General features: G+C 43.6%; 15 protein-coding genes. 14 read left to right on the forward strand and 1 reads right to left on the reverse strand.

The features are described from left to right. Positions 1–3 precede the first annotated feature (3 nt). From HMPREF2685_RS04940 to HMPREF2685_RS04985, 10 genes are all read left to right on the forward strand, one after another. Entirely contained in the window at positions 4–282 is a 279-nt protein-coding gene (locus tag HMPREF2685_RS04940) for a UPF0223 family protein (protein ID WP_003003480.1), read from the forward strand. Next, positions 272–1,042, forward strand: coding sequence for an inositol monophosphatase family protein (locus HMPREF2685_RS04945; RefSeq protein WP_049474796.1), 771 nt, complete (start codon positions 272–274; stop codon positions 1,040–1,042). Before HMPREF2685_RS04940 ends, HMPREF2685_RS04945 begins: the two co-directional genes overlap by 11 nt. Then, positions 1,043–2,347, forward strand: a complete 1,305-nt coding sequence (locus HMPREF2685_RS04950) for an RsmF rRNA methyltransferase first C-terminal domain-containing protein (protein WP_049474795.1) — start codon at positions 1,043–1,045, stop codon at positions 2,345–2,347. 106 nt (positions 2,348–2,453) lie between these two features. Further along, positions 2,454–3,320: a phosphate ABC transporter substrate-binding protein PstS family protein gene (locus tag HMPREF2685_RS04955; protein WP_049474794.1), complete on the forward strand. Its 867-nt coding sequence runs from the start codon at positions 2,454–2,456 to the stop codon at positions 3,318–3,320. 16 nt (positions 3,321–3,336) lie between these two features. Continuing rightward, positions 3,337–4,248, forward strand: a complete 912-nt coding sequence (gene pstC, locus HMPREF2685_RS04960) for a phosphate ABC transporter permease subunit PstC (protein WP_003003307.1) — start codon at positions 3,337–3,339, stop codon at positions 4,246–4,248. Beyond that, positions 4,238–5,122, forward strand: a complete 885-nt coding sequence (pstA, locus tag HMPREF2685_RS04965; protein WP_003006597.1) for a phosphate ABC transporter permease PstA — start codon at positions 4,238–4,240, stop codon at positions 5,120–5,122. The genes pstC and pstA overlap by 11 nt, the downstream gene beginning before the upstream one ends. Before the next feature lie 10 nt (positions 5,123–5,132). Further along, on the forward strand, positions 5,133–5,936 hold the full coding sequence (pstB, locus tag HMPREF2685_RS04970; protein WP_003011874.1) for a phosphate ABC transporter ATP-binding protein PstB: 804 nt from the start codon (positions 5,133–5,135) through the stop codon (positions 5,934–5,936). A gap of 29 nt (positions 5,937–5,965) precedes the next feature. Next, positions 5,966–6,724 carry a phosphate ABC transporter ATP-binding protein PstB gene (gene pstB, locus HMPREF2685_RS04975; RefSeq protein WP_003003393.1) on the forward strand — a complete coding sequence of 253 codons (759 nt, stop codon included), beginning with the start codon at positions 5,966–5,968 and terminating at the stop codon, positions 6,722–6,724. Between the two features lie 12 nt (positions 6,725–6,736). Then, on the forward strand, positions 6,737–7,390 hold the full coding sequence (gene phoU, locus HMPREF2685_RS04980; protein WP_031577047.1) for a phosphate signaling complex protein PhoU: 654 nt from the start codon (positions 6,737–6,739) through the stop codon (positions 7,388–7,390). Between the two features lie 130 nt (positions 7,391–7,520). Continuing rightward, on the forward strand, positions 7,521–10,064 hold the full coding sequence (locus HMPREF2685_RS04985; RefSeq protein WP_070465656.1) for a M1 family metallopeptidase: 2,544 nt from the start codon (positions 7,521–7,523) through the stop codon (positions 10,062–10,064). Between the two features lie 56 nt (positions 10,065–10,120). Here HMPREF2685_RS04985 and HMPREF2685_RS04990 read toward each other — a convergent pair whose 3' ends face one another. Beyond that, complete coding sequence (locus HMPREF2685_RS04990; protein WP_003006609.1) at positions 10,121–10,654, reverse strand: biotin transporter BioY; 534 nt, start codon at positions 10,652–10,654, stop codon at positions 10,121–10,123. A gap of 206 nt (positions 10,655–10,860) precedes the next feature. Here HMPREF2685_RS04990 and HMPREF2685_RS04995 point away from each other — a divergent pair, with 206 nt between their 5' ends. The 4 genes from HMPREF2685_RS04995 (at position 10,861) to HMPREF2685_RS05010 (ending at position 13,926) form a co-directional block, all read left to right on the forward strand. Further along, on the forward strand, positions 10,861–11,355 hold the full coding sequence (locus HMPREF2685_RS04995; protein ID WP_070465659.1) for a hypothetical protein: 495 nt from the start codon (positions 10,861–10,863) through the stop codon (positions 11,353–11,355). A gap of 135 nt (positions 11,356–11,490) precedes the next feature. Then, positions 11,491–12,171, forward strand: coding sequence for a response regulator transcription factor (locus HMPREF2685_RS05000; protein ID WP_037607818.1), 681 nt, complete (start codon positions 11,491–11,493; stop codon positions 12,169–12,171). Further along, entirely contained in the window at positions 12,155–13,516 is a 1,362-nt protein-coding gene (locus HMPREF2685_RS05005; RefSeq protein ID WP_049490912.1) for a sensor histidine kinase, read from the forward strand. The genes HMPREF2685_RS05000 and HMPREF2685_RS05005 overlap by 17 nt, the downstream gene beginning before the upstream one ends. Positions 13,517–13,545: 29 nt before the next feature. Further along, the gene (locus tag HMPREF2685_RS05010) at positions 13,546–13,926 is read left to right on the forward strand and encodes a lactoylglutathione lyase (RefSeq protein ID WP_070465663.1); all 381 of its coding nucleotides are present in this window, start codon (positions 13,546–13,548) and stop codon (positions 13,924–13,926) included. Positions 13,927–14,084 lie beyond the last annotated feature (158 nt).

Consider the following 14,084-nt stretch of genomic DNA (forward strand, 5'->3'; position numbering starts at 1 on the left):
CGAATGCAAAAAAATTATAGTTACCCACTGGACTTATCGTGGAGCACTGAAGAGCTTGCTTCAGTGCTTTCTTTTTTCAATAAAGTTGAAGAAGCCTATGAAAGTAAGGTAGAGGCCAAAGAATACATGGAAGCCTACCGCGCTTTTAAGAAGGTCGTGCCTAGTATCGGAGAAGAAAAACGTCTCGGACGGGAGTTCGAAGAAGTGAGCGGTTATTCTCTCTATCGTGCGACCCAGGCTGCAAAGCAAAAAGAGGAAGGATGGTTTTCTCTTGAAGAATAAATTAGAGTTTGCCAAACAAATCGTTTTAGAGGCTGGAGACTACTTGCGTCTTCATCTCCATGATGACTTGATGATCTCAAAAAAGACTGGGCCGACAGATTTGGTGACCCAGATGGACCAACAGGTTCAAAAGGATTTGGTTGAAAAAATCACAAATCGCTACCCAGAAGATCGGATTTTTGCGGAGGAAGATGGCCTTCGTTCACCGATTTCAGAAGGATCCGTTTGGGTGATTGATCCCATTGATGGGACCAATAATTTTGTGACCCAAAAGGAAGATTTTGCGGTCATGGTGGCCTATTTCGAAGACGGAATCGGTCGGTTTGGCCTGATCTACGATGTGATGCGGGATCACCTTTTTTTCGGGGGTGGAGAATTCCCAGTTTATCGCAATGAGGTTGAATTGACGCCCTTTGTAGATCAGCCTCTGGAAAACCTTTTGATTGCGTCAAATGTCGGTATGCTTGAGAAAAATGACTGGGGAATGGCCGATCTTGGCATGGATTCACTAGGAATCCGGGTCTATGGCAGTGCCGGTATTAGTTTTTCAAAAATTCTCTCAGGTGGGATTTTAGCTTACTTTAGCTATATCTGGCCATGGGACTATGCAGCCGCAGCGATCATGGGCGAACGGTTAGGCTATACCGTCCTAAATCTAAATGGGGATAAACCTAATTACCAGACAGTCGAACCCATTATGATGGTTCCAAAGGTGAAGTTAACAGAGATTCAAACCTATCTTAAGAAAGGGAGAAGTTAAATGAATTTTCCCCATGGTTTTAAAGAAAAATACCAGCATCTTCTAGGTGAGGATGCTGCTGCTTTTTTTGCGACCTTTGATCAAGAAGCAGTAGCAGCCTTTCGCACCAATCCTTTGAAAGAAGCACAAAAAGTATTTGATGATCCGATTCCCAATACTCCTTGGGGTCATTATGGAAAGGTCTCAGGGAAATCCATCGAACACGCAACGGGCTTGGTCTATTCACAAGAACCAGCAGCTCAGATAGTGGCCCAAGTCGCCCAGCCGAAGCCAGGGATGAAGGTCCTAGACTTGGCCGCAGCACCTGGTGGTAAGACGACGCAACTCTTGTCTTATTTGGACAATCAAGGACTCTTGGTCTCCAATGAAATCCACAAGGGACGCTCGAAAATTCTCGTAGAGAATGTCGAACGTTTCGGTGCCCGAAATGTATTGGTGACCAATGAGTCTGCCGATCGTCTGGCCAAAGTTTTCTCAGGCTTTTTTGATCTGATTGTACTAGACGCCCCGTGTTCAGGTGAGGGGATGTTCCGTAAGCAACCAGATGCCATGGACTATTGGTCCATCGATTATCCTCGAGAGTGTAGTCTTCTTCAAAGAGAAATTCTAGAGGATGCTCTCAAGATGTTGGTTCCAGGTGGTTCCTTGGTTTATTCAACCTGTACCTGGGCTCCTGAGGAAAATGAAGAGATCGTATCCTGGCTCTTAGATAATTTTGATCTAGAATTGGAAACGATCGAGAAGATCAATGGTATGGCAGAAGGCATTGACCATCCAGAAACGGCGCGCATGTATCCTCATCTCTTTAAAGGGGAGGGACAATTTGTTGCTAAGTTCCGTTATCTAGGAGAGAATCGTCCTGCCAAAATCCCTTCCAAAAAGGACCAATTATCTGCGGAGCAAAAGAAATGGTGGCAGGAGTTTTCTAAGAAACACTTGAAGATCACTCTAGAAGGTGTCCTCGAAACCTTTGGTGACGAACTCTACTTGGTTCCGCTTGATTTACCAGATTTGCGAAAAGTAAAAATCGCCCGAAATGGTTTGCACCTAGGGACCTTCAAGAAAAATCGATTTGAACCTAGTTTTGCCTTGGGCCTTGCTCTGAAACCGAGTGAGGTAAAAGAGACCGTTTCGATCACGCCTGAAGACTTTGTTCATTATGTGGCGGGAGAGACGGTTCAATTGAAGGAAACGCATCCAAATGGATGGTACCAGGTCCTTGTCGAAGGCAATGGTTTGGGCTTTGCCAAAGTGACCGGACAGACCCTGAAAAATTTCTATCCAAAGGGGCTTCGTTTTAGGTAAAATGCTGGGCAAAGAACTCGTTCTATGATATAGTGGGAGTACAGGTTTTTTTGAAAAAACTTGTCAAAATCATAAGTGAAATAGTGAAATATCAAGGAGACATGATTTGAAAAAGTCTAAAAAGCTGATCCTAGGACTAGCGACGATCGCATTAGCAGGAAGTTTATCTGCTTGTGCTTCTTGGATCAATCGCGGAGAATCCATCACTGCTGTCGGATCGACTGCCTTACAACCCTTGGTTGAAGGAGTAGTAGATCGCTACATTGAAGAACATCCTGGTAAGATTGTAAATGTACAAGGAGGAGGTTCTGGTACAGGACTTTCACAAGTTCAATCAGGCGCTGTGGACATCGGAAATAGTGACCTCTTTGCAGAGGAAAAATCTGGGATCGATGCCTCTAGTCTGGTCGACCATCAGGTAGCCGTAGCAGGAACAGCCATCATTGCCAATAAAAATATCTCAATCGACAATTTGACAACGGAGCAATTGCGAAAGATCTTTACGGGTGAATATACCAACTGGAAGCAATTGGGAGGTCCAGATCTTGAAATCACGATTGTGAACCGGGCGGTTGGTTCTGGTAGCCGAGCTGTCTTTGATGCCATTATCATGGATGGCAAACAACCCAAGCAGGCTCAAGAGCAAGACTCTAATGGAATGGTGAAAAACATCGTTTCTCAAACGCCAGGAGCCATCTCTTATCTAGCCTTTACCTATTTGGATAGCAGTGTCAAAACCATGAAGCTTAATGGCTATCAACCAACCAAAGCCAATGTTGTCAACAATAACTGGCCAATCTGGTCCTACGAACACATGTATACCAAAGGAAAACCCAATGAGTTGTCTAAAAAATTCATTGACTACATGATGACCGATGAGGTTCAGCAAAAGGTTGTTGGTAAGATGGGTTATATCCCGATCAATGACATGAAAGTCACCCGTGATTTAAAAGGGAATGTGTCAAAAAAATAAAAGAATTAGGTAAAAAATGAACGAAGTAGCAAAAAAAATGCTGACGAAATCAAAAAACTCCCGCCTAGAAAAATTTGGGAAAACCATTACTTTTTTATGTATGAGTTTGATTGTTGTCGTCGTTGCCATGATTTTGATTTTCGTGGCCCAAAAAGGTTTATCGACTTTCTTTGTCAATAAAGTCAATATCTTTAGTTTTCTATTTGGGAGTACTTGGAATCCTGCTGCAAAGGAATTCGGAGCCCTACCAATGATTCTAGGTTCCTTTATTGTAACCTTGCTTTCTGCCCTCTTGGCAACGCCGTTTGCCATTGGTGCAGCAGTTTTCATGACAGAAGTCTCCCCCAAAGGAGCTCGTTTCTTGCAACCAGCCATTGAGCTCTTAGTGGGGATTCCTTCAGTTGTTTACGGATTCATTGGCCTTCAAGTGGTCGTCCCATTTACGCGTAGTCTCTTTGGAGGGACTGGTTTTGGGATCCTCTCAGGGGTCTTTGTCCTCTTTGTTATGATCCTGCCAACTGTTACCTTTATGACGACCGATAGCCTCCGAGCTGTGCCCCGTCATTACCGGGAAGCTAGTATGGCTATGGGTGCGACACGCTGGCAAACCATTTGGCATGTCACGCTCAAGGCAGCCCGCTCAGGAATCTTTACAGCGGTTGTCTTTGGTATGGCGCGTGCCTTCGGGGAAGCCTTGGCTATCCAGATGGTGGTCGGAAACTCGGCAGTGGTACCAACCTCGCTCACTACACCAGCTTCCACCCTCACCTCTATTTTGACCATGGGAATCGGAAATACCGTCATGGGTACGGTCAATAACAATGTTCTTTGGTCACTCGCCTTGGTATTGCTCCTCATGAGTCTTGCCTTTAACAGTGTGATTAAACTGATTACGAAAGAAAGAGGTAAGAAGAACTATGCACGCTAAACGAATGGATAAAATTGCGACAGGAGTGCTGTATGCTATTTCCGGGATCATCGTTGCGATTCTTGCCTCATTGATCCTTTATATCTTGGTCCGTGGCTTGCCCCATGTATCTTGGCACTTCTTGACTGGGAAATCTTCTTCTTACCAAGCAGGAGGAGGGATCGGAATTCAATTGTATAATTCCTTCTTCCTCTTGGTCATTACCTTGGTGATTTCCTTCCCACTTTCTCTTGGAGCTGGGATTTACCTCTCTGAGTACGCTAAAAAAGGTCGCTTGACCAATTTGGTTCGTACCTGTATTGAGATCTTGTCTTCTTTGCCATCTGTCGTTGTAGGTCTCTTTGGTTACCTGGTCTTCGTTGTCCAGTTCAAATACGGATTTTCGATCATTTCAGGGGCCTTGGCCTTGACCGTCTTTAACCTGCCACAGATGACCCGCAATATCGAAGATAGCTTGCAGCACGTTCACCATACGCAGCGCGAAGCAGGTCTAGCACTGGGCTTGTCTCGCTGGGAAACTGTGATTCATGTTGTGGTACCAGAAGCTCTTCCAAGTATTATCACCGGGGTCGTCTTGGCCTCAGGACGGATCTTTGGGGAAGCTGCTGCCTTGATCTATACTGCAGGTCAATCGGCTCCAGCCCTTGATTGGTCAAACTGGAATATCTTTAGTGTGACCAGCCCGATTTCGATCTTCCGTCAGGCTGAAACCTTGGCTGTCCATATCTGGAAGGTCAACAGTGAAGGGACTATTCCAGACTCGATCGAAGTCTCAGCTGGTTCTGCCGCAGTTCTTTTGATCTTTATCTTGATCTTTAACTTTGGAGCTCGCAAACTCGGAAGTTACCTCCATAAAAAACTAACATCTGCTTAAAGGAGAAGAAATGTCAAAATACAATTGGGATGAGAGACACATCATTACTTTTCCTGAAGAAAAGGTGGTTCTATCGACCAAAGATTTGCATGTCTATTATGGAACGAACGAGTCCATTAAAGGCGTCGACATGCAGTTTGAAAAGAATAAGATTACAGCCTTGATCGGTCCTTCAGGATCTGGGAAATCAACCTACCTCCGTAGTTTGAACCGGATGAATGATACCATCGATATTGCGCGTGTAACGGGTGAAATTTGGTATGAAGGAATCGATGTTAATCGTCCAGATATCAATGTTTATGAAATGCGCAAGCACATTGGGATGGTTTTCCAACGGCCCAATCCTTTTGCCAAATCGATTTATAAAAACATCACCTTCCCGCATGAACGCGCTGGGGTGAAAGACAAGAAGATCTTGGACGAATTGGTCGAAACTTCTTTGAAACAGGCAGCTCTATGGGATCAGGTCAAGGATGATCTTCATAAATCAGCCTTGACACTTTCAGGTGGCCAACAGCAACGGCTCTGTATCGCGCGGGCCATCTCTGTGAAGCCAGATATCTTACTCATGGATGAGCCAGCTTCAGCGCTTGATCCGATCGCAACAGCGCAATTAGAAGAAACCATGCTTGAGTTGAAGAAGAATTATACCATTGTCATCGTGACCCACAGCATGCAACAAGCAGCCCGTGCTAGCGATTATACCGGTTTCTTCTACCTAGGAAACCTCATCGAGTACGATAAGACTTCGAATATTTTCCAAAATGCGAAATTGCAATCGACCAACGATTATGTATCGGGTCACTTTGGATAAAGTAAAATGACAACAAAAAGGAAAATAGAATGACAGAACCAATTTTGCAAGTCAAGGACTTGTCGGTTTATTACAATAAAAAGAAGGCGCTAAATAGCGTCTCCTTGGACTTTGCTCCAAAGGAGATCACAGCCTTGATTGGTCCTTCAGGATCAGGGAAATCTACCCTTTTAAAAGCCATTAACCGCATGGGCGACCTCAACCATGAGGTCACCACTACAGGAACCATCCTCTACAATGGACATAATATCTACGGACCACGGACCGATACGGTCGAATTGCGTAAGGAAATCGGAATGGTCTTCCAACAGCCCAATCCTTTCCCAATGTCCATTTATGATAATGTGACCTATGGCTTGATGATTAATGGTGTCAAGGACAAGGCTGTCTTGGACGAAGCAGTTGAAACCTCTTTGAAACGCGCATCCATCTGGGATGAAGTCAAGGATCGCTTGCATGATTCAGCTATCGGACTTTCTGGTGGTCAGCAACAGCGGGTCTGTGTGGCGCGGGTCCTTGCGACCAGTCCAAAGATTATTCTTTTGGATGAGCCAACTTCAGCGCTGGATCCAATTTCAGCTGGCAAGATTGAAGAAACCTTGTATGGACTAAAAGACCGCTACACCATGCTCTTGGTGACACGTTCCATGCAACAAGCAAGTCGGATTTCCGATAAAACAGCCTTTTTCTTGGATGGGGATTTGATTGAGTACAATGACACCAATGAAATGTTCTTGAACCCAGCTAAGAAAGAAACAGAAGACTATGTCTCTGGTAAATTTGGATAGGAAGAAAATAAAATGTTACGAGTTCAATTTGAAGAAGATTTAGAGAAGTTGCATAACCAGTTTTATGCAATGGGAAATGAAGTGTTGAGTCAGATCAACCGTACGGTCCGTGCTTTCGTGACCCATGACCGTGAATTGGCCCGCCAGGTCATCGAAGATGATGCGGAGATCAACGACTACGAAGTGAAATTAGAGCGTAAATCCTTTGAGATTATTGCCCTTCAACAGCCCGTTTCACAAGACCTTCGTGTCGTGATGACTGTCTTAAAAGCGGTCTCTGACTTAGAGCGGATGGGTGACCACGCAGTATCAATTGCCAAGGCAACCATTCGCATGAAAGGGGAAGTCCGTATTCAATCTGTTGAGGAAGAGATCAGCAAGATGGGCCGTGAAGTCAAAGATTTTGTCGAAGCGACACTAGATGTTTACCTCAAAGGCGATGTGGATTTGGCCTATGAAGTTGCTTCACGAGACGAAGTCATCAACCATTACTTCGATAGCATCCAAGAATTAGCAACAGAAGAAATTCGGAAAAATCCAGAGTCCATCGTGACCGGACGGGATTATTTCCAAGTGATCAACTTCTTGGAACGCATCGGAGATTATGCAAAAAACATCTGTGAATGGGTGGTTTACTTCGAAACAGGTAAAATTATCGAAATGTAAGATCATGGAGTCTTTTCGATATCAGACGGGCATTCTAATGCTTGTCTTTTCTTTTATCTTAACTTTGTGATAAAATAGTTTTATTAGGGCTTTTGATTGGAAAAGCGTGAAACATTTAAAGGAGGAAATTATGCAAGCAGTTGCACATTTTGTAGAAACATTCGTTCCAGAACATTATGAAGTGTTTTTGGATTTAAGTCGTAAAACTAAGACCTTTAGCGGTCGTGTGGTGATCACAGGTCAAGCCAAGGCGGACAAGATCTCGCTTCACCAAAAGGATTTGACCATTGAAACAGTAGAGGTAGCAGGTCAAGCTCGTCCATTTACGGTTGATGATGCCAATGAAGCAGTTTATGTTGAATTGGAAAGCACAGGTCAAGTGACAGTTACCCTGACCTATTCTGGTAAGATCACAGACAATATGACAGGGATTTACCCATCTTACTACAGTATTGATGGTGTGAAGAAGGAAGTCCTCTCAACTCAGTTTGAGAGCCATTTTGCGCGTGAAGCCTTTCCAAGTGTGGACGAGCCTGAAGCCAAAGCAACGTTTGATCTTTCTTTGAAATTTGACCAAGAAGAAGGTGAAATTGCCCTTTCAAATATGCCTGAAATCGATGTGGAGAACCGCAAAGAAACAGGCATTTGGAAATTTGCTACGACTCCACGGATGTCTTCTTACCTCCTTGCCTTTGCTGCTGGAGATCTTCAAGGGATCACGGCCAACACAAAAAATGGCACTCTCGTAGGTATCTATTCAACCAAGGCCCATCCGTTGAAAAACTTAGAATTTTCTCTTGATGTCGCTGTACGAGTCATCGAATTTTATGAAGACTATTATGGCGTGAAGTATCCAATTCCTCAATCCCTTCATGTAGCGCTTCCTGACTTCTCAGCTGGAGCCATGGAAAACTGGGGCTTGGTGACTTACCGTGAAGTCTATCTCCTCGTAGATGAAAACTCAACTGCAGTTAGCCGTCAACAAGTTGCTCTTGTAGTTGCTCACGAATTGGCTCACCAATGGTTTGGTAACCTGGTAACCATGAAGTGGTGGGATGACCTCTGGTTGAACGAAAGTTTTGCCAACATGATGGAATATGTATCTGTCAATGCCATCGAACCAAGCTGGAATATCTTTGAAGACTTCCAAACAACAGGTGTTCCATTGGCCTTGAAACGCGATGCAACTGATGGGGTTCAATCTGTCCATGTGGAAGTCAAACACCCTGATGAAATCAATACTCTTTTTGACCCAGCCATCGTCTACGCTAAAGGTAGCCGTCTCATGCATATGCTTCGCCGCTGGTTAGGGGATGATGCTTTCCGTAAAGGACTCAAAGCTTACTTTGAAAAGCACCAATACGGCAATACCATCGGTCGTGACCTTTGGAATGCTCTAGGTGATGCATCTGGCCGTGATGTAGCAGCCTTCATGGATTCTTGGTTGGAACAACCTGGTTATCCAGTCCTTACAGCAGTGGTGGAAAATGATACCTTGAAGATCACTCAAAAACAATTCTTCATTGGGGAACATGAAGACCAAGGCCGTCAATGGGTTGTGCCATTGAACAGCAACTGGTCTGGTATTCCAGATACACTTGAAACAGAAACGCTTGAAATTCCAGGTTATGCTGCCCTTGCTGCTGCAAATAGTGAACCGCTTCGTTTCAATACGGAAAATACAGCCCACTACATTACCGATTACCAAGGAGAACTCTTGGATGCGATTGTAGACAACATGGCTTCCTTGGATAACTTGAGCAAGCAACAAATCCTTCAAGAACGCCGTCTCTTGGCAGAAAGTGGTGTCATCTCTTATGCAAGCCTCTTACCAGTTATCGAGAAATTGACCCAAGAAAGTTCTTATTTGGTTGTATCAGCAGTTTCATCAATCCTTCAAGGTCTCAGCCTCTTTGTGGATGAAGGAACTGAAGTAGAAGCAGCTTATAAGAAATTGCTCGTAACCTTCAACCAATTCAACTTTGAACGCCTTGGTTTTGAACCAAAAGCCGGAGAAGCCGATGAAGATGAAATGGTCCGTCAATTGGTTATTTCAAATATGATCAAGGGAGACGATGCCAAAGCAAGCGCTAAAGCAAGTGAAATCTATGCAGCCCATGCAGAGGATATCAGCAAGCTTCCAGCCGCTATTCGTTTGCAAATCTTGATTAACCAAATCAAACACCATGAAAGCAAAGAATTGACTGATTTGTACTTGAACACTTATGCTCAAGCGACAGATGGTAACTTCAAGCGTCAATTGTCTACAGCTCTGGCTTATACAACCGATGCAGACACAGTTGAAAAGATTTTGACAGAGTGGAAGAACAAGGATGTTGTGAAACCACAAGACTTAGCAATGAGTTGGTATTTCACCTTCTTACATCATGAGTTCACTCAAGAATCTGCCTGGACTTGGGCGCGTGAAAATTGGGAATGGGTCAAAGCAGCCCTTGGCGGAGACATGAGCTTTGACAAGTTTGTCATCTACCCAGCCAATACCTTCAAAACAGCAGAGCGCTTAGCAGAATTCAAAGCCTTCTTTGAACCACAATTGTCTGATATGGCTATCAGCCGAAACATCAGCATGGGAATTAAAGAAATTGCAGCTCGTATTGATCTTATCGAGCGGGAGAAAGCAGCAGTAGAAGCCGCTATCCTTGCGACAAAATAGATTTAAAAAAATCGATACAGAAATTTCTGTATCGATTTTTTAGTGGACTTTGTATCTTATTTGAAATACCAGTGGTGTTTGAGGCTGGCAAAAATTGCCTTGCTGGTGATCGTGATGATGACCAGTTTGATGAGGTCAGCAAGGATAAAGGGAGCAACGACCAAAGTAAATGCTTTTTGGAGATCGGTATGCGTGACCAGCATAAAGCCGATAGCTCCTGACACAAAGAGGAGAGCACTACTGAGGAGATTGGCCAAAAAGATAGTGACAAGGCTGGATTTAGCACTCGTGAACAGAGACGTGATCCATGCTCGGAATGGGAAGAAGAGGAGGAAACCAGCAGTAGGACCAAGGAAATGCGAAGCGCCACCAGCACCGCCGGCAAATACTGGAAAACCTAAGAAGCCTAAAAGTAGGTAGAGACAGACTGTGACAAAGGCATGGCTGGGTTTATAGATGGTCCCGATGATCCCGATCATGAGTGTCTGCAGGGTCAAAGGAATTGGACCAAAGGGAATGGTGAATTGAGATAGGACGGAGATCATGGCCACTCCAATGGAGATGAGAACTAAGGGAAAGATTTTCTTCATAACAGTTAACCTCGTATTTATTTTATGGTAACTATTCTACAATAAGGGGCTCAACCTGTCAATAGCCCACACTTGTTTTAGGATTTTTTAAGTAAAAATTTAGGCAGGCTTAAGACTCCTGAAGTATAATCGCTTTACTAAAGGATCGAGCTCCCTTTAAATTTTTAAAAGACAAGTGCTTGTACAAAAAGATAAAAGGTAAAAAGATGAATCAAAAAGAAACAAAACAAGTAGTCGAAACGCAAGAATCCAAAGAAAAAATGGTTGTCCTAAAACGAAGTCCTAAGTGGTGGATTGGCATGGCAGCAGTTGGTGGATTGTTAGTTGGTGCTGGAAGCGGCTTTGGTGTCGGTGTCATCGCCTCTCAATCCTCCAATAACCAACAATTTTCTCAACCAGTCCAAACGGGTCAGAACCAAGGATCTAATCAGCAACAAAATAGCCAAAATGGCCATGCTTCACAAGGAAACCAGCAAAATGGTGGCCAAGGACAAGGCGGCCCACAAGGTGGCGGACCTGGTCAGATGCCACAGGAAGGCAATGGTGGCCCACAAGGGAATGGTCCAGATAACGGCATGAACCAATCTGGCGGACAAGAAGGGAACCAGGGTTCCTCTAAAAAGTCCAACAAGAAGAATTCAAAAAATAAAAACAAGACGAGTGATAGTCAAAGTAACAAAGAAAACACGACAAATTCATAGAATAAGCCTTCCTCAGGCAGGCTGAATTTGATCATAAAACCAGGTTCTAAAGTATAGGAAATGAAGGCAAGTCGTGTTATAATGGTTAAGAATAGATTAGAAAGACTCGCTCACGAAAGAGAAGAGGATACGACAATGATTAAAATTCTATTGGTCGAAGATGACCTTGGTTTATCAAATTCAGTATTTGATTTTTTAGATGATTTTGCGGACGTCATGCAGGTCTTTGACGGAGAAGAAGGTCTTTATGAAGCAGAAAGCGGGATCTATGATTTGATTTTACTGGACCTCATGCTTCCTGAAAAGGACGGTTTCCATGTCTTGAAAGAATTGCGTGAAAAAGGCGTGACAACCCCTGTTTTGATCATGACAGCTAAAGAAAGTCTGGATGACAAGGGGCACGGCTTTGAGCTGGGAGCAGACGATTACCTCACCAAGCCTTTCTACCTAGAAGAGCTTAAGATGCGGATTCAAGCTCTCTTGAAGCGCTCAGGAAAGGTCAATGAAAACACCCTTAATTATGGCAATTTGAAGGTCAATTTATCTACCAATTCGACTTATGTGGATGGGAAAGAAGTGGAACTTCTTGGGAAGGAATTTGATCTTCTGGTCTACTTCCTTCAAAACCAAAATGTCATCCTTCCAAAAACACAGATTTTCGATCGCCTTTGGGGCTTTGACAGTGATACGACCATCTCTGTTGTTGAGGTCTATGTTTCAAAAATCCGTAAAAAATTAAAAGGTACCGATTTCGTTGAGAGCTTGCAAACATTGCGCAGTGTGGGGTATATCTTAAAAGATGCTAACCAGAATTAAGAAAACCGTCGGAGAAGATGATTTTTCCTACTTCATCCGATATTTTGGGCTCTTTACCTTGATATTCTCGGCCATGACCTTGATTATCATTCAGGTCATGCGCTCGAGTCTTTATACAACTGTTGATGAGAACCTCAAGACTCTCAGTCAGGATCCCTACTCGCTTGTAGCGATTGCTTATCGAGACCAGCGACAGTCAAATACCAAAGGAGATGATAATGATCATGAGATGATGATCCCAGATCATGATAAATCAGAACCTAAAGGGGATGTCACATCCAATACCACTGTTGTTTTGCTCAATAAAAAATATGAAAACTTGACAACCGGTAATGGGTTTTTAAACTTCAAAACGGTGACGTTTGGTCGAAAGCTCCTCAACAAGGTTTCCCAGCTTCAAATTACAAATAGCTATGGGAAAAAAGAAAGTTACCGGGCCTATATGGCAGAGTTGAGTTTATCTGATGATGAAAGTGATAGTGATATCAAGTATGCGGTTGTCATGACCAATATCAGTCAGCTAGAGCAGACCAGTGAAGAGCACGAAAGTCAAATCGCCCTCATCATGATCTGCTTCTGGGGAATCTCCTTATTCGCTAGCCTCTTCTTAGCACGTCTCAGCGTCAAGCCCCTTCTTGAGAGTATGCAAAAGCAAAAGGCTTTCGTGGAAAATGCTTCCCATGAGTTGCGGACGCCTTTAGCAGTTCTGCAAAATCGCCTCGAAACGCTTTTTAGAAAGCCTGAAGCGACCATTATGGAATCGAGTGAGAATATTGCATCCAGCTTGGATGAAGTTCGAAATATGAAGCTTTTGACTACCAACCTTCTCAATATTGCCCGAAGAGATGACGGCTTGAAGCCAGAGATGGAAGATATCGAACCAAGCTTTTTCGATCAGACCTTCTCGAATTTTGAGATCATTGCAGAAGAAAATGGCAAAATCTTCCGAGGAGACAATCAGGTGGACAAAGTCATTTGTTCTGATCGAACGCTCCTCAAGCAATTGATGACCATTCTCTATGACAATGCCTTGAAGTATACCGATGAAGATGGTGAGATCCAGTTTGAAGTTCAATTGAAGGATAAAAATCTTCTTTTGAGAGTGCTGGATAATGGTCCAGGGATTCGAGATGAGGATAAGAAACGGATCTTTGATCGTTTTTACCGGGTCGACAAGGCCAGAACTCGTCAAAAAGGTGGATTTGGCTTGGGATTATCCCTCGCTAAGCAGATCGTAGAAGCCTTTAAAGGGACTATTCAAGTCAAAGATAATAAACCAAAAGGGACTATCTTTGAAGTGAAATTATCCATTAAGACGGAAAGTCGTAAAAAAAATCGTTCATAATCTTTAAAAGATAGAAAAGAGGAAAACCTATGAGTTCAAAAATGTTGCACACTTGCCTTCGTGTGGAAAACTTAGAAAAATCAATCGCTTTTTACCAAGATGCTTTTGGTTTTGAAGAAAAACGTCGGAAAGATTTCCCAGACTACAAGTTCACGATTGTTTATTTGGCCTTGCCTGGAGATGACTATGAGCTGGAATTGACTTACAATTATGATCATGGTCCATATGTCATCGGAGATGGCTATGCTCACGTTGCCTTGAGTACTCCTGATCTAGAAAGTTTGAATGCTGAACACAAGGCTAAAGGCTATGAAGTGACGGAACCAAAAGGTCTTCCAGGAACGCAACCGAATTACTATTTCGTTGTAGATCCGGATGGGTATAAAGTAGAAGTCATTCGCGAAAAATAAGAGGGATTAAAAATTAGGGGGCTGGGACAAAAGTCCTAGCCTCTCAATTATTTTTGGATTGTCGAGCAAGACGCAGTGGTTGAGTGGGCTCTACTACGCTGCTTTCATCAGCTTTTACAGTCCTACTCAACTGTGCGGAGGTGGGACGACGAAATCGA

It is taken from the genome of Streptococcus sp. HMSC074F05 (assembly GCF_001808725.1).
Taxonomy (GTDB): Bacteria; Bacillota; Bacilli; order Lactobacillales; family Streptococcaceae; genus Streptococcus; species Streptococcus parasanguinis_I.